This window comes from Streptomyces sp. NPDC002640, from assembly GCF_053592575.1.
The window spans coordinates 82,825-103,954 of record NZ_JBSFVZ010000028.1 but is presented as its reverse complement, the minus strand read 5'-3'; the positions used below and the strand labels follow the sequence as shown (position 1 = coordinate 103,954).

The window sequence follows — 21,130 nt, the reverse complement described above, 5'->3', positions numbered from 1 at the left end:
GGCGGTGTCCGCTCGACCGGGGCAACTGAACTCGAACGTAGAACAGTTGATCAGACCATAGCGAAAGGAGACCGGGCGTCCTGGTGCGTCGGGTCGACGACTCCCAATCTCTGAGCAGGATTTGAGGAAGCGTCACATGACGGCCACGTCAATTTTCCCGAGCCGGCCGGTCCGGGGCCGCGGCGTCCCCCGACGCCCGCGACCCGTCGGCTCCGCCGTTCCCCGCGTCGCCCCGCGAGGCGGTGTCGGACGAGGAGGCGCAGGGAGCGGCCGTCGTCCTGGCGCGTCCGGTCACGGCCGCCGCCGGACTCAGGTCGGGGCCGGTCGGCAGCATGGCCAGCAGCGGTGAGGGGAGCCCCCGCGCCTGTCCGCTGCCGTACCCGAGCGCCGCCAGGGCCTTGTCGTCGGCGACCCGGTACTTCATGCCGCTGTCGGTCACGAGGTAGACCGTGTCGCCGACGGCGCCGCCTCCGGCGCCCAGGGCGTGCACCAGCGCGCCGCCGCCGGCCCGGACGGTGATCCGGTCGACGGGCACGCAGGCGGGGCTCAGCCCTTCCGGCGCGGGCTGCGCGGCCGGGCCCAGCGCGGACGGCGAGGACAGGGCGACGCTGACCCGGGTACCGGAACCGCCGCTCTCGATCCGCGCGCAGGCCGTCTGCCCCGGCTCCAGCCGCACCGCCGTCGGCGGTGCGGCGGGCAGGTCGGTGAGGTCCGGGTCCGCGGCGTCGGCCGTACGGCCGTCCAGGGCGTCCGGGCCCAGTTCCACCGCGGTCGGAGCCTGCCCGCCGTACGCCTTCTCGCGGGTCTCCGGGTCGCCGAGCACCAGGGCCGCGCCGGTCGCGGTCAGAGGGACGAGCCCCTCCTCGCGCAGCAGGTAGTAGCGGGCGTCCGAACCGGGCGCGGTGACCCGGAAGACCTGCCCGATCCGGGTCTCGCGGCCACCGAGCTCGGGGCCCCGGCCGCCGCGGTCCGGCACGTCCGGCGGGGACAGGTCCGGGCCCGCGGGCAGGGAGTTGAGGAACGCCGCCGAGACTTCCACCCGCGCGGTGGTGTCGTACCCGAGGGAGCGCGAGGCGCCGCGCTCGTCGTCCAGACGCAGCCGGATGCCCCGCCACACCAGGTAGTCGGCCTCGTCCGGGCCGGTCACCACCAGCGCCTGGCCGGCGCCCAGTCCGCCGGCGGCGGGCGCGCCCACGGCGAGGACCGTGGCGGCGGTGCCGTTAGCGGTGCCGGAACACACCTGCCACGGGCCGGTGTCCAGGTCGTCGGAGGCGGGCAGCGCGTCGGGCGCCCCGACGATGCCCACCGGCGCCCCGTGCGGAACACCCGCCAGGGAGCCGGAACCGACCGAGACGACCTTCATGTCGGCGCCCGCCAGCAGGCGGGCCGAGGCGTAGTTGCGCACCGGCCGCAGCCGGCCGTCCAGGTAGAGGTAACGGGAGCCGGTGTCCTTGTCGACGACGACGGTGCCCGCCTCCTTCCAGGAGTCCTTCACGCCGGGCTTCAGCAGGCCCAGCACGAAGGCGCCCGCCGACACCAGCACGGCGACCACCACACCGATCACGACCCCGCGGTTGGTCCTGCCCTGCGGGCTCTCCGGGGCGTCCGGGTCACCGCGCAGCATGGCGGTGGTGAGGCGCCCCATGACGAACATGTGCGCCTGTACCTGATCACGCCTGTTCTGCACCGTGCTCTCCTCAGCCGTTGAGGGACCGCAGGGCCCCGTAGACACCGAGCACCCACAGCACCAGCGGCAGCAGGGCGATCGCCGCCGCCGAGTGCAGCAGTTCCGCCCCGCGGCCCCAGTACGGCACGAGCCGCCGGCCGGGCACGGTCCAGGACGCGATGGCGAGGGCGGCGGTCACGGCGAGCATGCCCACCACGGTCAGCAGCCGCCCGAGGGAGCCGGAGCCCAGTGCCTGCGAGAACACCAGCAGGATCAGCGCCCAGGCACCGGGCAGCGTCAGGGACAGCCGCTGCCAGACGTTGCCCAGCCCCCTGGCGTGCAGGAGGAGCAGCAGCGCCAGCGCCAGCGAGGTGAACACCTCGGCCAGCCCGTCGCGATGCGCCAGGACGGTCAGGCAGCCCGCGCAGACCACGCCGACCGCCCCGTACAGCGAACTCATCCAGCCGTCTGCCAGCACCGACCGGGAGGCGACGACCGCGGTGGGATGCGGCTCGATGCCCTCCTGCAGCTGCTGGGCGTTGGTCGGCAGCGGAGGCATGCGCAGCCCGGCCATCCGGAAGGAGAGGCCGGGCACGAAGGCGCCCAGGAGCACGGCGCCCAGCGCGACGACGCCGGCCACTTCGTGAGCGGCGAGACCGGCGGCCAGCATCAGGGCGCCGGCCAGCACCCCGAACGCGGCGATCACGGCCGGGGCGAGGAACAGGGCGGCGTACGCGGCCACCGCGGCGAGCGAGAGCACCGCCCCGCCGGCCCCGGCCGCGGACGCGGCGAGCAGACGGGCGCCCAGCATCTGCGCACCGTGCGGGCCGGTGATGTCACCGCCCGGCAGCAGCCAGCCCGCCAGGGCGAGATACGGGGTGACCATCAGCCCCAGGACCGCGCCGGCCCCGCCGTCGCCGACCGCCCGGCTGGCCGCGGCGGCGCCCGCCAGGAGCAGCAGCGCGGCGGCCGCGGCGCACAGCGCCCGGACGGAGCCGGAGCCGGGGCCGCCGGGCAGGGCGAGGACCACCAGGCCGACGGCGAGCGCCGCCATGGTCAGACCTCGCAGCAGGGCCCGGCCCGCCCACGGGGTCCAGCCGTAGGGGCGGTCGCGCAGGGTGGTGGAGATGCCGTCGACCAGGTCGTCCAGATGCACCTCGGGAAGCGCCTCGACACGGGGCCGCAGGAAGACGGTCTCGCCGTCGCGCAGCTCGAAGGAGTCGAGGGTGCGCTCCTCGTCCATCGGTTCGCCGCCCAGGCGCTGCAGCACCCAGCCGCCGTGCTCGATGCCGGCTTCCTCCAGATCGTCCCCGGCGTAGCCGAGCACGGCGGGCAGCAGGTCGGCGACCGGCACATCGGCGGGAACGGCCAGGTCGATCGTGCGGGCGGGGGCGCGTACGGTCAGGCGGCACAGACCAGCCACCTGGTTGTCACTCATCGGTCTGGCTCACGCCTTCCGGGGTTCGCCGTCGCATGCCGACGGACATACAACGGGCGTGCGGAGTGGGGGGGTTGCTGGTTGGTGGTCAGCTGGCGTGATCGTAGTATCAAACATCTCTTCGGGGTGACCCCGCCCCCGGAGCATCAGAGGTTCCAGCAGCATCAGTCCCCCACCCGTGAGCGCGCACCGTCGGCCCGGCGGCCGCTCCGTAAGGAGACCCGTACGGTGAGTGTGGTTCTGTTCCGCCGGCCCGCCCGCAGACGCGGCCCCGAGATGCCGGACGGAGAACTGACCCTGCAGGAGCCGCCCACGCTCCCCGAGGTGGTCCCCGACTCGTCCGCCGTGTGGACCTATCTGCCGATGGCGCTCATGTCGGTGTCGATGATGCTGATGTTCATGCGGCCCGGCATGGGCGGCCGCGGCAGCGGCTTCATCTACCTCGCCCTCGGCCTGATGGTCATCTCCTCCGCGGCCATGATGCTCGGCCAGGTGATGCGCCGTAACAGCGAGCGCAAGCAGCGCCTCAAGGGCGAGCGCCGGGACTACCTGCGCTACCTCACCCAGACCCGCCGCAAGGTGCGGACCGCGGTGATGGACCAGCAACGCGCCCTGGCCTGGCGCCATCCCGAACCGTCCGCGCTGTGGTCCCTGGTCGGGTCGAGCCGGCTGTGGGAACGCCGCCCGCAGGACCAGGACTTCGGCGAGATCCGGGTGGCGGTGGGCGACCAGAAGCTCGGCCTGCGCCTCAACCCGACGGCCACCACCCCCGTCGAGGACCTGGAACCGCTCTCCGCCCACGCGCTGCGCAGCTTCATCCGCGCCTACAACACCGTCCCCGACCAGCCCATCGCCGTCTACCTGCGGGCCTGGGCCCGGATCCTGTTCCGCGGCGACGAGGACCGCATCCGCGCGCTGGCGCGGGCGGTCGTCGCGCAGCTGGCCGCGTTCCACTCCCCGGACGACGTGTGGATCGCGCTGTGCGTGTCCGACGAGCGGCGCGCCGACTGGGAGTGGGCCAAGTGGCTGCCGCACCACCTGCACCCGCAGGAGAACGACGGCGCCGGGCCCGCCCGCATGACCGGGTCCGCCTTCAACGAGCTGGAGGACCTGCTGGGCGCCGAGTTCCTGGAACGCCCGCCGTTCGACCCCGACGCGGTCCCCGGCCGCGAGGAGCCCTTCACCGTGATCGTCGTCGACGGCGGCACGGTCCCCGGCGGCCACCGCCTCGACGGCCCCGGGCTGCGCAACACCGTCGTCCTGGACCTCACCGGCGCCCTGACGTGGCGTCCCGGCCGGGTCACCCTCCGCCTCGACGTGGACGGCGACGCCGTCCGCCTGGTACGCACCGACCGCGACCGCAAGGAACAGACCACCTACCTCGGGCGGCCCGACTCCTTCGGCCCGCGCGGCGCGGCCGCCCTGGCCAAGCGGATCTCGCCCTACCGGATGGGCATGGGCACGGACGCCTCCGAGCCGCTGGCCACCGAGGTCGAACTGACCACCCTGCTCGGCATCCAGGACCTGTACGGCCACGACCCGCAGACCCTGTGGCAGCGCGGCACCGGCCCCGGCCGGCTGCGCGTGCCCATCGCGGTGGGCGTCGACGGCCAGCCGGTGGAGCTCGACATCAAGGAGTCCGCCCAGGGCGGCACCGGCCCGCACGGCATGCTGATCGGCGCCACCGGCTCCGGCAAGAGCGAGCTGCTGCGCACCCTGGTCCTGGCGCTGGCGCTCACCAACTCCTCCGAGACGCTCAACTTCGTCCTCGTCGACTTCAAGGGCGGCGCCACCTTCCTCGGCCTGGACGAGCTCCCGCACGTCTCGGCCGTCATCACCAACCTCGCCGACGAGGCCGCCCTGGTCTCCCGCATGCAGGACGCCCTGCACGGCGAGCTGATCCGCCGCCAGGAACTGCTGCGCGCCGCGGGCAACTACACCTCCGCCCTGGAGTACGAGAAGGCGCGCGCCGCCGGTGCCCCGCTGGCACCGCTGCCCAGCCTGTTCGTGGTCGTCGACGAGTTCAGCGAACTGCTCGCGGCGCACCGGGAGTTCATGGAGCTCTTCGTGATGATCGGCCGACTCGGCCGAAGCCTCGGCGTGCACCTCCTGCTCGCCTCGCAGCGCCTCGACGAGGGCCGCATGCACCAGCTGGAGAGCCACCTGTCCTACCGGATCGGCCTGCGCACCTTCTCCGCGATGGAGAGCCGCGGTGTCCTCGGCGTGCCGGACGCCTACGAACTCCCGTCGGCTCCGGGCAGCGGCTACCTCAAGTCGGGCGTCGAGGCCCTGACCCGGTTCCGGGCCGCCTACGTCTCCGGCGCCTACCGGCAACGCCGCGGCAGCGCCGGCCAGGCCCGCGCCGCCGGCCACACCGTGCCGTGGACGAGCGGCTACGTCGTACCGCGCGCGATGCCCGAGCTGCCGGACCCGGAGCCGGAGGCCGAGGAGACCGGGGACACGCTGCTCTCCGTCGCCGTCGACAGGATGCTGGGTGCCGGCCCGCCCGCGCACCAGGTGTGGCTGCCGCCGCTGGACCTGCCCGCCACCCTCGACCAGGTGCTGCCGCCGCTCACGCCCGACCCGGAACTGGGCCTCACCACGGTGGGCTGGCCCGGCCGCGGCCGGCTGAAGGTGCCCATCGGCATCGTGGACCGGCCGTTCGACCAGATGCGGGACCTGCTGACCGTCGACCTGTCCGGCGTCGGCGGGCACATCGCGATCGCGGGCGGCCCGCAGAGCGGCAAGAGCACCATGGTGCGGACCATCCTGACGGCCCTCGCCCTCACCCACACCCCGCGGGAGGTCCAGTTCTACTGCCTGGACTTCGGCGGCGGCACACTGGCCGCTCTCGACGGGCTCCCGCACATGAGCGGCGTCGCGGCCCGGCTGGACTCCGAGCGGGTGAGCCGGACCATCGCGGAGGTGAACGCGCTGCTCGCGGCCCGGGAGAAGTTCTTCCTGGAGCAGGGCATCGACTCCATGGCCACCTTCCGGCGGCGCCGGGCCGCCGGGGAGTTCGCCGACCTGGAGCACGGCGACGTCTTCCTCGTCATCGACGGGTGGTCCACGGTCCGCCAGGACTACGACCGGCAGATCTCCACCTTCGGGGCGATCGCGGCCCGGGGCCTGAACTACGGCGTCCACCTGATCGTCACCACGGCGCGCTGGGTGGAGCTGCCGTCGGCCGTGCGCGACCAGGCAGGCACGCACCTGGAGCTGCGCATGGGTGACCCCATGGACTCCGAGATCGACATGCGGCGGGCCGCGACGGTCCCCCGGGTCCCCGGCCGCGGCCTGACCCGGGAGGGCAAGCTGCACTACCTCACGGCGCTGCCCCGCATCGACGGCGTCGAGCAGGCCGACGACCTGGGCGAGGGCGTCGCCGGACTGGTGAGCGCGGTCGCCGAGAGCTGGACGGGCCCGTCGGCGCCCCGGGTGCGGATGCTGCCCACCGAGCTGCCGGTGTCCGAGCTGCCCGCGCCGGAGGGCGACTTCCGGGTGCCGCTGGGTCTGGAGGAGAACGAACTCACCACCGTCTGGCACGACTTCGCGGAGAGCCCGCACATGGTCGTGATCGGCGACACCGAGAGCGGCAAGACCAACCTGCTGCGGCTGACCGCCCAGGCGATCATGCGGCGGTACTCGCCGGCCGAGGCCCGCATCATGGTCGTGGACTACCGTCGCGAGCTGGTCGAGGCGGTCCCCGACGAGTACCGGCTGGGCCACGCCGTCTCCATCGACGCCCTGCGCGACCTGGTGGACGGGGCGGCACGGGCGGTGAAGGCCCGGGTGCCGGGCCCCGACATCGCCCCGGGCCGGATGCGGCTGGCCGACTGGTGGAACGGACCGCGCCTGTTCGTCCTCGTCGACGACTACGACATGCTCGGCTCCGGGCCGATGAACGCCCCCTTCGACCCGCTCCTCGACCAGCTGGCGCTGGGCTGGGAAGTCGGTCTGCACATGGTGGTCGCCCGCGCGGCCACGGGCGCGGGACGCGCCATGGGCGACCACCTGATGCGAAGGCTCCAGGAGGTCAACACCCCGACGCTGCTGCTGTCCTGCCCGCCCTCCGAGGGGTACGTCGTCGGCAACGCCAAGGGCCGCCTGCTGCCCCCGGGCCGCGCCACCCGGATCGCCCGCCGGAAGACGGTCCAGGTGCAGACGGCGTACCTGGGCGACCAGGGGAACTGACAGCACACGACGGCGCCGTGCCGCCGCCCTCGCCGGGCAACCCGCGCCGGGCGGCACGGCGTACACCTTCGTCGGGGGCTGCCGGCGGCGACCTCGCGTCGAGGCCGCCCCGGCAGCCGTTCGGCCTCTGGTGCGCCGTGCCGTGACCGGCCTGGGCGGACCCGGGGCGCTCCGGGGCGCCGCAGGGTGGCTTTCGCCGGCGGGGTCACCGCGGTGCGGAGGACGGTGGCCGGTCCGCGGGTGCCGCGCGGTGGGAGCGCGGCCCGGGCGCGGCGGGGGAGCGGCGGGGACGTGGCGGGGACGTGGGCCGCCGGCGGACGGGACGGTGCCGAGCCGGGCCCGTCAGTCCGCCGGGCGCCACCGGCGTGCCCGGCCCCGAGGGATCACCGCGGCGCCCGCCGCCACCAGCACGACCAGCCCGCCGCCGACCGACGCGACCACCACGGCACGGACCAGGGGAGTCCGCGAGGGCTCCGCGGGCAGTTCGGCGGCGGGCTGCCGCGGCACCGTGCCGGCGGTGTCGCTCAGGACGGCGGTGAGGGCGGCGTAGGCGTCCAGGCGTGGGGGAGAGGCCGGGTACGCCGTGTCGGTCAGCCGGCGCGACACCTCGGCGGCGTCCAGGTCGGGATGGCGTGCCCGCACGAGTGCCGCCGCGCCGGCCACGTGCGCGGCCGCCAGGGAGGACCCGGAACCCAGGTAGTGCCCGGTGCCCTCGGGCCCGTTGCCGACCACCGCGACACCGGGGGCCGCGAGGTCCGCCGCCAGGGCGGTGGGGGCCCCGGTGGGCCGGCCGCCACCGGAGCCGTAGTCCATCACGGCCAGGACACCCGGCGCCGAGGCCGGCCAGTACCAGAGCGGGGCGGCCTCCTCGTCCGCGTCCCTCGGCAGGGCGTCCGGGGCGAACGGGGCGACGACCAGGGCGTCGCGGCCGGTGGCGTACTCCACCGCGTCGGTCAGTTCCTCCTTGCCGGTCGGCAGCGCCCGCGCGACGTAGATCACCTTCGCGCCGGATTCGGCGGCCGTCCTGATGCCGGCGGCGAGCAGGGCGGGGGTGGTCGCGCCGCGCTCCCGGGTGGCCCGCACCGCGAGGATCCTCGCCGCGGGAGCCACGCCCACGGCACCCACACCCTCGGCCGGGGCCGCGGCGATCAGTCCGGCGGCGAAGCTGCCGTGTCCGACGCAGTCGCCGCCCCCGCCGCCGGCCGTCTCCACCCGGCCGGACAGGGCCGGGATCGAGGAGCCCACACCGGTGTCCACCACCGCCACGGTCACCCCGGCTCCCCGGGACTGCTGCCACGCCCGGGACAGACCGAGGGCACGGGTGGTCCACGGCTCGCTCCTCGCGGTCCGCCCGGACGCCTTCGCGCACGCCTCGTCCGGGGCCAGCTCCGTACGGACGACCGGCAGCTCCACCGGGCCGGAGTCGGCCGCGGCGGGTGTCGCACCGGCGGCGAACAGGAGTACGGCGGCGAGCAGGGGTACGGCGGCCGGCAGGGGTACGGCGGCCGGCGGGGCGGCCGCGGTCGCACGCCCGGAGGTGGGGTCGCGTCGCATGGCGGGCATCCTATGACGTCCGCGGGAGAGGCCCCGACGGTCCCCACGGTGCGGAACATCCAGGTGAACAGACGTCAACTCCCCGTACCCGCCTGGAAGATGCCCGCGGCCGTCACGTAGCCTGCATCCGGCGCGTCCCGCCGTCCCACAGGGCCGACCGCGGCGCCGGAACGAGGAGGATCGAGCTTGTCACGGCAGTTGCTCACCGTCTGCCCGGATCAGCCGGATAGTTTCGGGACCATCGGTGAAGCCCTGGCTCAGGCCCGCAGCGGCGCCGTCGTCAGGGTCATGCCCGGCCGCTACCCGGAGAACCTGACCGTCCGCACCCGGGCGACGATCGTCGCCGAGGGAGAGCGCGGTAGCGTCGAGATCTGTCCCCGCAGGGGCAGTGCGATCGTCCTCGTGGCCGACGCGGTCATGCTCACCGACCTGACGCTGCGCGGCGGTTCCGAGGACGTACCGGTCGTCGACGCGGCACGCGGCCAGGTCGCCATGGACGGCTGCACCGTCGTCGGATCCGGCTGGACCGCCCTGCTGGCCCGCGAGTCGGGCTCCCTGGCCGTGCGGGACTGCCGGGTCAGCAACCCGGTCGGCGCCGGCGTCGTGGACACCACGGACACCGGCAGCGTGATCTCCGACTGCGTGCTCGAGAACCTCGGCACCACCGCCGTCGTGATCAGCGACAAGGGCCGCACCACCGTGCGGGGGTGCCGCATCCGCGACGCCCGCGGCAACGGCGTGCTCACCAACGGCGAGGCCCGGGGCGTCGTCGAGGACTGCGACATCTCCGGCACGGAGAAGCCCGCCCTCGCCCTGGAGGGCAGCAGCAGCACCCGGGTGCAGCGCGTGCGCGTCCACGACGCGGCCGTCGGCGTGTACGTCACCAGCGACTCGCGTCCGGTGGTCGAGCAGGTGACGGTGTCCGACACCAGCGGTCCCGGCTTCGTCGTGGCGACCGGCGCCGACCCGGAGGTGCTGCGCTGCCGCACCTCACGCACCAAGGGCAACGGCCTGGCCGTCACCGAGCGCTCCCGCGGCACCTTCCGGGAGTGCGAGTTCGACACCGCGGGCGGACCGGCGATCCGCGTGATCGGCAGCAGCACGCCCACCCTGACCGACACCACGGTGCGCGACTGCGCGGACGCCAAGGGCGCCGTGGTGCTGGAGGAGGACTCGGCCGCCGAGTTCGACCGGCTGGAGATAGCCGACGCGGCCGGCACCGCCGTCCTCATCCGGGGCGGAGGCAACCCGCTGGTCCGCCGCGCCCGGATCACCGCCCCCGGCGGGTGCGGCGTGGAGGTCGTGGACGACGGGCGCGGCCGGCTGGAGAACTGCGAGATCGCGGACGCCGGGGCGGCCGGCGTGCGGATCGCCGACGGCGGCAACCCGCACCTGCGGGACACCACCGTGCGCGGCGCGGCCGACGCCGGCATACAGGTCGGCGCCGACGGCCGGGGAACGGTCCGCGACGGCCGGGTGCACGGCTCGGGCGCCTCCGGTGTCGCCGTGGACAAGGGCGGCGAACTCTCCGTGCTGCGCACCGAGATCAGCGACGCGGGGGCGCACGGCGTGATGGCCGTCGACGGGGCCCGGCTGTCCCTCGACGCCTGCACGATCACGGGCAGCCTCGGCGACGGCATCCGCGTCGACAGCACCGAGCCGGTCACCGTGACGGGCTGTGCCGTACGGGAGAACCGGGGCGCCGGACTGAAGCAGACCCGCGCCGGTGACCGGTGCACCGTGGAGGACCTGACCAGCGTCGGCAACGGCGCCCCCGACGTGTGGGGTGCCGAGGTCTCCGGCTCCGCGCCGGGGGGCGACGCGGGCAGCGGGGGGCGCGCCGGGAAGCCGGCCCCGTCCGGTCCGCTGGAGGAGCTGGAGTCACTGATCGGCCTGGCCGACGTCAAGCACCAGGTCCGCACCCTGGTCAACCTCAACCAGCTGGCACAGCGCCGCGCCCGGCTCGGCATGCCGGTGCCGCCGATGAGCCGCCACCTGGTCTTCTCCGGTCCGCCCGGCACCGGCAAGACCACCGTCGCCCGCCTGTACGGCGGCATCCTCACCGACCTGGGCGTGCTGCGCTCGGGGCACCTGGTGGAGGTGAGCCGGGCCGACCTCGTCGCCCAGGTCATCGGCGGTACGGCGATCAAGACGACCGAGGCGTTCAACGAGGCGCTGGGCGGCGTGCTGTTCCTGGACGAGGCGTACACGCTGCTCTCGGACAGCAAGGGCAGCGGTGCCGACTTCGGCCGCGAGGCGATCGACACCCTGCTGAAACTGATGGAGGACCACCGCGAGGACGTCGTGGTGATCGCCGCCGGCTACACCGACGAGATGGCCGACTTCCTCAACTCCAACCCGGGCCTGGCCTCCCGCTTCACCCGCACCATCGAGTTCGCCAACTACTCGGTGGAGGAGCTCGTCACCATCACCGAGCGGATGTGCGAGGCCCACCACTACGTGCTGGATCCGCGCACGCTGGACGCGCTCGCCCGGCACTACGGACAGATGGAGCGGGGCGCCACGTTCGGCAACGGCCGCGCCGCGCGCAGGGTGTTCGAGGAGATGGTGGACCGGCAGGCGTTCCGGCTCGGTTCGATGACGGACCCGGCCGAGGCGGACCTGTCGCTGCTGCTGCCCGAGGACGTCGGCGCCGACGCGGGCGACGTCGCACCGGGGACGACCAGCTCCGAGGAACTGCTCGCCCGGCTCGAGGCCATGGTCGGCCTCGGCGCGGTCAAGCGCGAGGTGACCGACCTGGTGAACCTCCTGGCCACCACCCGTCAGCGGCGTGCGGCCGGGCTGCCCACGCCGAGGATCAGTCAGCACCTGGTCTTCTCCGGCCCGCCCGGCACCGGCAAGACCACCGTCGCCCGTCTGTACGCGGAGCTGCTGCACTCCCTGGGGGTGCTGCCCAAGGGCCAGCTCGTGGAGGTGGCCCGCGCGGACCTGGTGGGCCGGTACGTCGGCCACACCGCGCAGATCACCAAGGAGGTCTTCGAACGGGCGCTGGGCGGCGTGCTGTTCATCGACGAGGCGTACACCCTCACCCCCGAGGGCGCGACGAGCGACTTCGGCCGGGAGGCGGTGGAGACGCTGCTGAAGCTGATGGAGGACCACCGGGACGAGATCGTCGTCATCGCGGCCGGCTACACCGCCGAGATGCGGCGGTTCCTGGAATCCAACCCCGGCCTGTCCTCGCGGTTCACCCGCACCGTGGAGTTCGAGAACTACACCACCGAGGAGCTCGTCGAGATCGTCACCACGCAGGCCGCGGACTCCGGCTACGACTGCCCGCCGGAGACCGTGGCGGCGATCGGCCGGTACGTCGCGGCGATCCCGCGGGACCGCCACTTCGGCAACGCCCGCACCGGGCGACGGCTGGTGGAGGCGATGATGACCCGGCAGGCCCGGCGGATCGGCACGCTGGCCGCGCCCGGCCTGGACGACCTGCGCCTGCTGCGGCCCGACGACCTCCCCGTGGAGGACCCCGCCGGCGTGCCGCGCTGAGGTGGCGCGGCCGGCGGGGGCTCCCCAGGCCGGTGAGGGACGACGTCAACGGCCCCCGGTGTTCACCACCGGGGGCCGAGGTGACGCTTTCCGGTCCCATCGTGATTGTTTCCGGCCGGAGCAAGAGCCAACTCTTGGCGATGCCGGGCTATTTCGGTCGAGAATGTTGCACAGGTGAGGCCCGAGTCACTGCGCGGTGCGACTGAGTACGCCGCTCACGTTCAGAACCTCGTGGCACTCCCGCGCCTGTCGGCCGGACGCCGGTGTCCCGGGCTTACCGCAGGTCACTTCGATGGTGACGGTTTCGTTCTCGGGGATCTTGATGGGGGTTACCCAGTGGTAGTCCTGGTTGCGGAAGGTTTCCAGCGCGATGGTGGTGATCTTCCGGTCGCCGAAGGTGATCGTGAGCAGACCCTCGTCGCCCTGGAAGTTCGCGACAACGATGTCCGTCACTCCGAAGACGCTGCCCGCCGGCACCCGGTAGGTACCGGTCTCGGTCTCCCCGCCGGCCGTCTGCACGTCGATGGTCTCGGAGATCTGCGGGCCGCCGCCGAGCGCGGCGCCGTTCTCCGCCCCGGCTCCGGCTCCGGCCCCGGCTCCGGCGGAGGCGCCCGCCCCCTGGCCCTCGGCGCCGGTGCCGGCACCCGCTCCGGGACCGGCGTCACCGGCGGCCTGCTCTCCCGCCGCCCGTTCCCCCGCGGCCGCGGGGCTCGGATCGACGGCCTCGACGGCGGCCTCCTTGGCCGCGCTGCGCACGGCCGGGCGGACCAGCGTGAACCAGGCGAGCAGCAGCGCGAGCAGCGCGGCGAGCACCACCAGCAGCCAGCGGGGGAAGACGGGGATCTGCACGAACTCGGCGTCCAGCGGCGTCCGGACGGCGGCGGTCTCCTCCGGCCGGGCCTCCTGGACACCGGACTCGGCGGCGTCGGCGGTGCCGGCGGTCTCCGTGGTGTCGACGGTGAACGGCCACACCACGGGCGCGCCGAACCACACCGGGGTGCCGGTGCGGACCCTCAGACCGACCTCCGCGGACTCGCCCGGTTCCAGCTTCTTCTCCGCCGGGGCGAAGGCGAAGGCCAGCTCCTCACCGGCCTGGCCGGCGGCGAACCCCACCTCCACCGGCGCGTTGCCACGGTTCTGCACGGCCAGCCGGTAGCGGCCGCGCAGCCAGCCGTGGCGGCGGCGCGGAGCCAGCTCGGTGTGCAGGTCCCGGAACTCCTCGACGTGCACGGTGGTCTCCAGCACTCGCACCGCTTCGGGGTGCTCGGCCGGAAGGACCCGCACGCCGAGGGGCATCTCACCGGCCCGGACCTCCGGGGAACGGGGTGGGGCCAGCCGGACGGTCACCGTCTCGGAGGTGCCGGGGTAGAGCGAGACCCGGGCCGGTTCCACCGTGGTCCAGGCGGCGCAGTCCCCGACGACCTCCAGGCCGTACGCCTCGACGATGTCGCTGTCGTTGCGGACGGTGAGGCTGGTCGTGGCGGTGTCACCCGGGACCACGGTCACTTCCGGGATGTCGAGACCGGGTGTGCCGGGACGGGAAGAGGCTGCAGAAGGCGTCACGCCGCCACGCTAGGACCGCCCCCGGACCACCGGAACGGACGCGGGGGCAGAACCCGGGCAGTCAGGGTGCCCCGGCGGTCACGCGCCGACGACGGTACCGCCGGGCCGTCACCGCGGCCCGGCGCTCCCCGGGCGCCGCCCACCGTGCCATGCCCTGCCCACCCGCCGCCGTACGGCTGCTCCCTCCGTCCCGCCGACCGGATCCCCTCCCAGACAGGTAAGCCGTTATGCCCACCGCAGAGAAGGCCGCTCCCGCCGACTCCGCCGCCGTGTCCACCGCGGCACATGTGCCCACTCAGTCCTGGACCATGCGGAGAACCTCCCGTCCCGAACGCCCCGAGCGCGTGACCGTGGCCGTCTACGCCGCCGACCCGGTGCTGCGGCTGGGCGTCGTCCAGCAGTTACGCCAGCGCCCCGAGATCGATCTGGTCGCCGACCCCGACGCCGAACGCGCCGAGGTGTCGCTCGTGGTCGTCGACCACGTCGACGACGAGGTGGCCGCCCTGCTGCACAAGCTCCGCCACAACTCCCGTACCCGCACCGGCCTGGTGGTCGCGACCCTCGGCGCCGGCTCGCTGCAGCGCGTCATCGAGTGCGGCGTGGCGGCCGTGCTGCGGCGGTCCGAGGCCGACCAGGAGCAGCTCCTGAGCCTGGTCCTGGCCGTGGCCAACGGCGAGGGCGTCCTGCCCGGCGACCTCCTCGGAACGCTGCTCACCCACGTGGGCAGCCTCCAGCGGTCGGCGCTCGACCCGCGGGCCATGTCCCTCTCCACGCTGACCGCGCGGGAGGCGGACATGCTGCGCATGGTGTCGGAGGGCCTGGACACCGCGGAGATCGCCCGCAAGACCGCCTACTCCGAACGGACCGTCAAGAACGTCCTGCACGAGGTCATCTCGCGGCTGCAGCTGCGCAACCGGGCCCACGCGGTCGGCTACGCGCTGCGCAACGGCCTGATCTGACGGCCCACCGCGAGCCCGTTCCCCGGCCCGCCGCGGCCGGCCGGGGAACGGGCACTGCCCGAAAGCGCACGACGCGCTTCCCCCGGGTATGGCCCCGCCGCCCTGCCGTGCCCGCCCGCGGTGCCGCAGGGTGGCGGGGGCACGTCCGGATGCCGCACCGACCGCTGGGGGGACCCTGATGAAGACCGCTGGCCCCGGCAGGCGGCACCGCCCGGGGCGGTTCGGCCTGGTGGCGCTGCTGCTGCTCCCGCTGCTGGGGGTGACCGCCGCGTCCCGGCAGGACGGCGCGGACCCCGCGTCGAGCGTGACCGCGGCGGAGACCCGGGACGCCGCGACCACCCGGGTCGCCTACGCCGGCACCCGGCACCGCAGCCTCGGTGGGGTGGCCACCACCACCTCCAGCACCCCGCTGCTCGGCCGGGGACCGGCCCACTTCGACACACAGCCGTCCGCCCTGGGCGACCGGCTCGTCTTCACCAGCCGCCGCGACGAGAAGAACCCGCAGGTCTACCTGCGCTCCGCCGACGGTTCCGTGCTCCGCCTCACCACCGGCATGAACGCGGCACACCCGCGGCTGACGCCGGACGGGCGGTCCGTGGTCTTCGACTCGGCCGGCCCCGGCGGCACCGACGGCGGGACGCAGCGCGACCTGTGGCTGGTGCGCGCCGACGGCACCGGCCGCACGACGCGGCTGACCAACACCCCCACCGACGAGCAGTGGCCCACCGTCTCCCCGGACGGACGGCGCCTGGCGTACTCCGGCGACGGCGGCCCCTCGGCCGGGCGGCAGATCTACGTGCGCCTCCTGACCGGCGGCGACGCCGTGCGCGTGACCGACCCCGCGAAGGGCGAGGCCACCGAGCCGGTGTGGAACCCGGTCGACGACGCCGCCCACCGCGACCTCATCGCGTACACCGCCCACCCCGCCGGCTACGGGCAGAGCGGGACCCGGCTGCGGGTGACGGACGGCACCGACGGGAGCACCGACAAGCCGCTGCTCGGCGGCGCGCAGACCGAGTGGCGGGCCCACGGTGCGGCCTGGCTGCCCGGCGGGGACGAGGTCCTGTTCCTCAGCCCGGAGATCACCTGCGAGTGCGAGGGCGACTGGGACCACGTGTTCCGGACGCCGGCCTACTCCGCCGCCACCCCCGCGCTGGTCCTCAACGAGAACCGCGAGGTCCGCTCGCCCACCTGGCTCGGCCCGCGGGACGGCGGCCGCGCGGTGGTGGAGCGCACCTCGGCGGCCGGGCCGCGGGAGGCGACGCTGCAGGACGTGCGGCTCGACGGGTCCGACCCCCGGGACCTGGGACTGAAGGTCCTCGCCGAGGACCCGGAGGCCGACACCAACACCGACCCCGCCAAGGACCCGCTCTTCAGGCCCAGAGCCGGCTACGACCCGTGGACCGAGCGGCAGAGCTACACGCCCGACGGCCGCCGGATCGTGGTCACCCGGTTCGAAGGCCCCCCCGAGCGCCGGACCCAGCGGATCTGGGTCGCGGACGCGGACGGCGCGAACGCGGCCCCCCTGCCGCTCGCGGAACGCGGCCCCGACGACTGGGACACCGACCCCGCGTTCTCCCCGGACGGCAAGCGCCTCGCCTTCACCCGGGTGTCGCCGGGCGGCGTCGGCGAGGCCGCCGGCCCCAGCCGCATCCTCGTCGCCGACGTCGCCACCGGCGAGATCACCGGCCGGATCACCCCGCCGGCCGGGGAGCTCCAGGGCCAGGACGCCCAGCCCACCTGGTCCTCCGACGGAACCACCCTGGCCTTCACCCGCAACCACGTGATCGGCGGACGCGGCGGCAGCAAGCACGTCTGGACCGCGCCCGTGAACAACCTGACGCGGCAGCACGACCTGAGCGCAGACAACTGCCCGGGCGCCTGCGAGGTCATCGACGACAGCCCCGCGTTCTCCCCGGACGGCCGGAACATCGCCTTCAACCGCAAGAACGGCGGCGGCCGCGTCGACGAGCGCAACGGCATCCTCGTGACGTCCGTGTCGGGCGACCGGTGCCGGGTCCTGCTGCCCGCCGCCGCCCGTGACCAGGCCGGCGCCTGCGGCCGGGAACTGCCGGACACCTCCGGCACCGGCCCGCACCAGCCGCGCGACGCCGCCTGGACGGCCGACGGCACGGGCCTGGTCTTCAGCGCCCGCGCCCGGGTCGCCGCCAACAGCCCCGAGAGCGTCAAGTTCCTCGACCTCGCCTCCGGCGACCTCGTCTCCCTCACCGGCTCCCTGCCGGGCCGGCAGAAGGAACCCGCCGTCCAGCAGTCCGTGGACCTCGCGGTCCGGGCGCCCGACGGCGTCGACGCGGTCACCGTCGGCCGCTCCACCACGGTCCGCGTCGACGTGGTCAACAACGGCCCCGCCGCCTCGCCCGGCACCCGGCTGACCGTCGCGCCCCCGGCCGGCGTCCAGGTCACCGCCGTCACCTGGCCCGGGGGCGCCTGCGACGCCGCCTCCCTCCAGTGCGACGTCGGCGTGGTGCCGCCCGGCACGACCGTTCCGGTGGACGTCACCCTCACCGGGCTCGTCCCCGGCGACGCGCCCGTCGACTGGTCGGTCACCGGCACCGTCCTCGACCCGCAGCCCAGCGACAACGCCGGCCGGACGGTGGTGCCGGTGCGCGAGGCCACCGTGCCGCCGACGACCCCGCCGCCCACCACCGCGCCGCCCACCACCCGGCCGCCGGCCGTCCCGCCGCCCGCGCCCGAGGCCGGGCCGGGAGTGCGGGTCACCGCGCGGCCGAACCCCGGGTACGTCGGCGGGCGCGTCGTGGTCACGTACACCGTGCGCAACGGCCGCAACGCGCTGGCGACCGGACTGCGGCTGCGCGTCGGGCTTCCCGCCGGCATCCCGGCCGCCGGTGCGCGGCCGCCCGGCTGCGACGCCTCCTGGTCGTGCGCGCTGCCGGACCTGGAGCCGGGCGCGAGCACCGTCGTCCGGGTCGTCCTGCGCCCCGACAAGGCGCTGACCGGCCAGGTCACCGGCGAACTCACCACCAGCGGGACGGACGCCGACCGCGGCGACAACACCGCCCGGCAGCGGCTGCGCATCCTCCAGCCACGCATCGTCGCGGTGCCGGACATCGGCAAGCCCGGCTTCGTCACCTCCGTGCGCGGCGAGGACTTCCCGCCGGGCGCGCCGGTGCGCTTCACCTGGAAGCCGGGGATCACCGCGGCGGCCGCGCCGACCGTGCCCGAGGCGGACGGCACGTTCATCGGCCAGCTGCTCATCCTCGCCAAGGACCAGACCGGACCGCGCGTGATCACCGCCCGCGGCCCCGGGTTCTCGCCGGTCAAGACCGACTTCCTGGTGGTCACCGGTACCGTCCAGCCGCCCGACGAGGTGACCCGCCGGTGATCCACGAGGTCGACGAAGGGCTGCGCCGGCTGCTCGGCGAAGCGGGCCTGGAGGCGTCGGGCGTCGAGGTGGTCTTCGACGCGCCCACCCGGGAATGGGCCGCCCGGCGCAGCGCGCCGACGGTCTGCGTCTTCCTCTACGACATCCGCGAGGACGCCACCCGGCGCGGCAGCGGAGCCGGGGAGGTGTACGACGCGGACGGGCACCTCGTTGCGCGGCGCACGCCGCCCCGGTGGTTCGAGCTGACCTACCTCGTCACGGCGTGGGCCGGCCGCCCGCAGGACGAGCACCGGCTGCTCTCCGAGGTGCTCACCTGCCTGACGGCCACCGACACCCTTCCCGCGCGGCTGCTCACCGGCACGCTCGCCGAACTGGGCCTCACCGTCGCCCTGTACACCGCCGGGGCGGCGGCCGACGCGCCGGCCGCCGCCGACGTGTGGTCGGCGCTCGGCGGTGAGCTGAAGGCCTCCCTCGGGGTGCGGGTCCGGGCGCCGCTCGCCGGGGCGACCACGGCCACCGCCCCGCCGGTCACCGAAGGCCTCGTCGTGCGGTCCGCCGCCCGGCGCGAGGGCGGGGAGACGGAGCCCGGACGCCGGCTGCGCTACCTGGAGACGGACGACCCGGGACCGGAGGGCTTCGCCGGTCCCCGCGAGCGAGGAGCCGCCCCCGCCCGGCGCCGCCGCCGGGGGGACCGCCAGCCATGACGGACACCGCCGAGTCACCCGTGGCCGAGCCGCCCGTGCACCACGACCCCCGGGGCGGGACGGGGCCGGAGACCGGGACCGCCGCCGGACCGGGACCCGCCCCGGCAGGCCCCGACCCGCTGTGGGCACGGCTGCGCGCCGTCGAGGAACGGGTGCGGCACGCCGTGACGGTCCGGCGCGCCGCCGACCCCGAGCCCGACGATCCGTACCGCGGGCAGTACCTCACCCCCGAGGCGGCGGCCCGCATCCTGGACGCGCCGGGCGGGCTGGACGTCCCCGGCCACGCGCCCCCGCAGCCACCGGCCGGTTCCGTCCTCGGCGTGCTCGCCGCGCGGTTCGGGCTGTCGCCGCTGGAACTCGACCTGCTCCTGGTCGCGGTGGCGCCCGACCTGGACGCCCGGTTCGAGCCGCTCTACGGCTACCTCAACGACGACCTGACGCGCCGCAGGCCCACGGTCGGGCTCGCCCTGGAACTGTGCGGGCTCTCCCCGGCGGGCCCCGGCCGGTTCCGGCTCGCCGCCGGAGCGCCGCTGGTCGACGGCGGTCTGCTGACGGTCACCGAGCCGGAACGGCCGCCGCTCTCCCGCGTCCTGGTCGTCCCCGACCGGGTCACCGCCCACCTCCTCGGCGCGGCGCGGCCCGACGCCCGGCTCGCCGGCCTGCTCGGCGCGGCGCACGAGGACCCGGCCGCCGACCCGGCGGCGGTCCACCGGGCGGCGGCCGCCGCGAGCAGCGGCAGCGGTCTCGTCCACCTGCGCAGCCGGGGCGGCGACGCGGAGGGCCTGGCCGTCGCGGCCCTGCGCGCGGCCGGGCTGCGCCCCCTCGTCCTGGACGCGGCGGCGCTCGCCCGGCGCCCCGGCGACGTGCCCGAAGTGGCGCGGCTCGCCGCGCTGGAGAGCCGTCTGACGGGGGGCGGTGTCGTCCTCGGCCCGCTGGAGGCGCTGCCCGGGGAGCCCGCAGAGCGGGCGCGGACGCTGCGGGCGGTGTGCGGCGCGCTGCGCGGCCTTCCCCTCCTGACGCACGGCTCCGGCGGCTGGGACCCGCTCTGGGCACCCGACAGCCCCGTCGTGCTGACCGTGCCGGCCCCCTCGCCCGAACGGCAGGCCGAGCGCTGGCGCCACGCCCTGGACCGGGTCGCGGCCACCGGCACCGGCACCGGCGGTGCCGTCGGCGTCGACGAGCTGGCCCGGGCGGTGGCCGCCCACCGGCTGGACTCCGCGCAGTTGCGCCGCGCGGCCGACGTCGCGGTGCGCACCGCCGCCCTGGCCGGCCGTCCGGTCGGCCCCGACGACCTGCGCGCCGCCGTGCGCGCCCAGAACGGCGCGGGACTCGACCGACTGGCCCGCCGCGTCGAACCCGGGGTCGGCTGGGACGACCTGGTCCTCCCACCGACGACCCACCGCCGCCTGCGCGAACTAGCGCTGCGCGCCCGCCACCGCGACCAGGTGCTCGGACAGTGGGGCATGCGGCCCGGCGGCGGCCGGGGGCGCGGCGTGATCGCGCTGTTCGCGGGGGAGTCGGGCACGGGCAAGACCATGTCGGCCGAGGTCGTCGCGGCGGACCTCGGCATGGACCTCTACGTGGTCGACCTGTCCACCGTGGTCGACAAGTACATCGGGGAGACCGAGAAGAACCTGGAGCGGATCTTCACCGAGGCCTCCGCGGTCAACGCCGTGCTCCTCTTCGACGAGGCCGACGCGATCTTCGGCAAGCGCTCCGAGGTGAAGGACGCGCGCGACCGGCACGCCAACATCGAGTCCGCTTACCTGCTCCAGCGCATGGAGTCCTTCGACGGCATCGCCGTGCTGACCACCAACCTGCGGGCCAACCTGGACGAGGCGTTCACCCGCCGCCTGGACGTGGTGGCCGACTTCCCGGTGCCGGACCCCGGCCAGCGCCTCGCCCTCTGGGACCGCTGCCTGGGCGACCGCCTGCCCCGGGCCGACGACCTCGACCTCGCCTTCTGCGCGGACCGCTTCGAACTGGCCGGCGGGTCCATCCGCTCCTGCGCGGTGACCGCGGCCTACCTCGCGGCGGAGACCGGCACCGCGCTGACCATGCGCCAGCTGATCACCGCTATCGCCCAGGAGTACCGCAAGCTGGGCCGCCTGATCCTGCCGAGCGAGTTCGGGCCCCACCTGGCGGCAGCCACGGAGGCCTGACGGCCCCCGTCCTCTC

General features: G+C 75.2%; 10 protein-coding genes. 6 read left to right on the top strand and 4 right to left on the bottom strand.

Translation table 11 applies throughout. From position 1 onward, the window contains the following. Positions 1-148 precede the first annotated feature (148 nt). Complete coding sequence (gene eccB / locus ACWD3O_RS29385; protein WP_451418001.1) at positions 149-1,687, bottom strand: type VII secretion protein EccB; 1,539 nt, start codon at positions 1,685-1,687, stop codon at positions 149-151. Positions 1,688-1,697: 10 nt separating this feature from the next. Continuing rightward, entirely contained in the window at positions 1,698-3,104 is a 1,407-nt protein-coding gene (eccD, locus tag ACWD3O_RS29380; protein ID WP_451418000.1) for a type VII secretion integral membrane protein EccD, read from the bottom strand. Positions 3,105-3,338: 234 nt separating this feature from the next. Here eccD and eccCa point away from each other — a divergent pair, with 234 nt between their 5' ends. After that, complete coding sequence (gene eccCa, locus ACWD3O_RS29375) at positions 3,339-7,298, top strand: type VII secretion protein EccCa (RefSeq protein ID WP_451418005.1); 3,960 nt, start codon at positions 3,339-3,341, stop codon at positions 7,296-7,298. Positions 7,299-7,640: 342 nt separating this feature from the next. Here the strand turns inward: eccCa and ACWD3O_RS29370 are convergent, their stop codons facing one another. Beyond that, entirely contained in the window at positions 7,641-8,852 is a 1,212-nt protein-coding gene (locus tag ACWD3O_RS29370) for a S8 family serine peptidase (protein ID WP_451412206.1), read from the bottom strand. Positions 8,853-9,038: 186 nt separating this feature from the next. Here ACWD3O_RS29370 and ACWD3O_RS29365 point away from each other — a divergent pair, with 186 nt between their 5' ends. Further along, the gene (locus tag ACWD3O_RS29365; protein ID WP_451417999.1) at positions 9,039-12,362 is read left to right on the top strand and encodes a right-handed parallel beta-helix repeat-containing protein; all 3,324 of its coding nucleotides are present in this window, start codon (positions 9,039-9,041) and stop codon (positions 12,360-12,362) included. 186 nt (positions 12,363-12,548) lie between these two features. Here the strand turns inward: ACWD3O_RS29365 and ACWD3O_RS29360 are convergent, their stop codons facing one another. After that, on the bottom strand, positions 12,549-13,925 hold the full coding sequence (locus ACWD3O_RS29360) for a COG1470 family protein (protein ID WP_451412208.1): 1,377 nt from the start codon (positions 13,923-13,925) through the stop codon (positions 12,549-12,551). Positions 13,926-14,152: 227 nt separating this feature from the next. On the opposite strand from ACWD3O_RS29360, the gene ACWD3O_RS29355 reads away from it, so the two are divergent. The 4 genes from ACWD3O_RS29355 (at position 14,153) to ACWD3O_RS29340 (ending at position 21,114) form a co-directional block, all read left to right on the top strand. Continuing rightward, entirely contained in the window at positions 14,153-14,884 is a 732-nt protein-coding gene (locus tag ACWD3O_RS29355; protein WP_451412209.1) for a response regulator transcription factor, read from the top strand. Positions 14,885-15,062: 178 nt separating this feature from the next. Continuing rightward, entirely contained in the window at positions 15,063-18,248 is a 3,186-nt protein-coding gene (locus ACWD3O_RS29350; protein WP_451417998.1) for a hypothetical protein, read from the top strand. Further along, positions 18,245-18,952: a DUF4255 domain-containing protein gene (locus ACWD3O_RS29345; RefSeq protein ID WP_451412211.1), complete on the top strand. Its 708-nt coding sequence runs from the start codon at positions 18,245-18,247 to the stop codon at positions 18,950-18,952. Before ACWD3O_RS29350 ends, ACWD3O_RS29345 begins: the two co-directional genes overlap by 4 nt. Beyond that, the gene (locus tag ACWD3O_RS29340) at positions 18,949-21,114 is read left to right on the top strand and encodes an AAA family ATPase (protein WP_451417997.1); all 2,166 of its coding nucleotides are present in this window, start codon (positions 18,949-18,951) and stop codon (positions 21,112-21,114) included. Before ACWD3O_RS29345 ends, ACWD3O_RS29340 begins: the two co-directional genes overlap by 4 nt. The last annotated feature ends 16 nt before the right edge of the window (positions 21,115-21,130 follow it).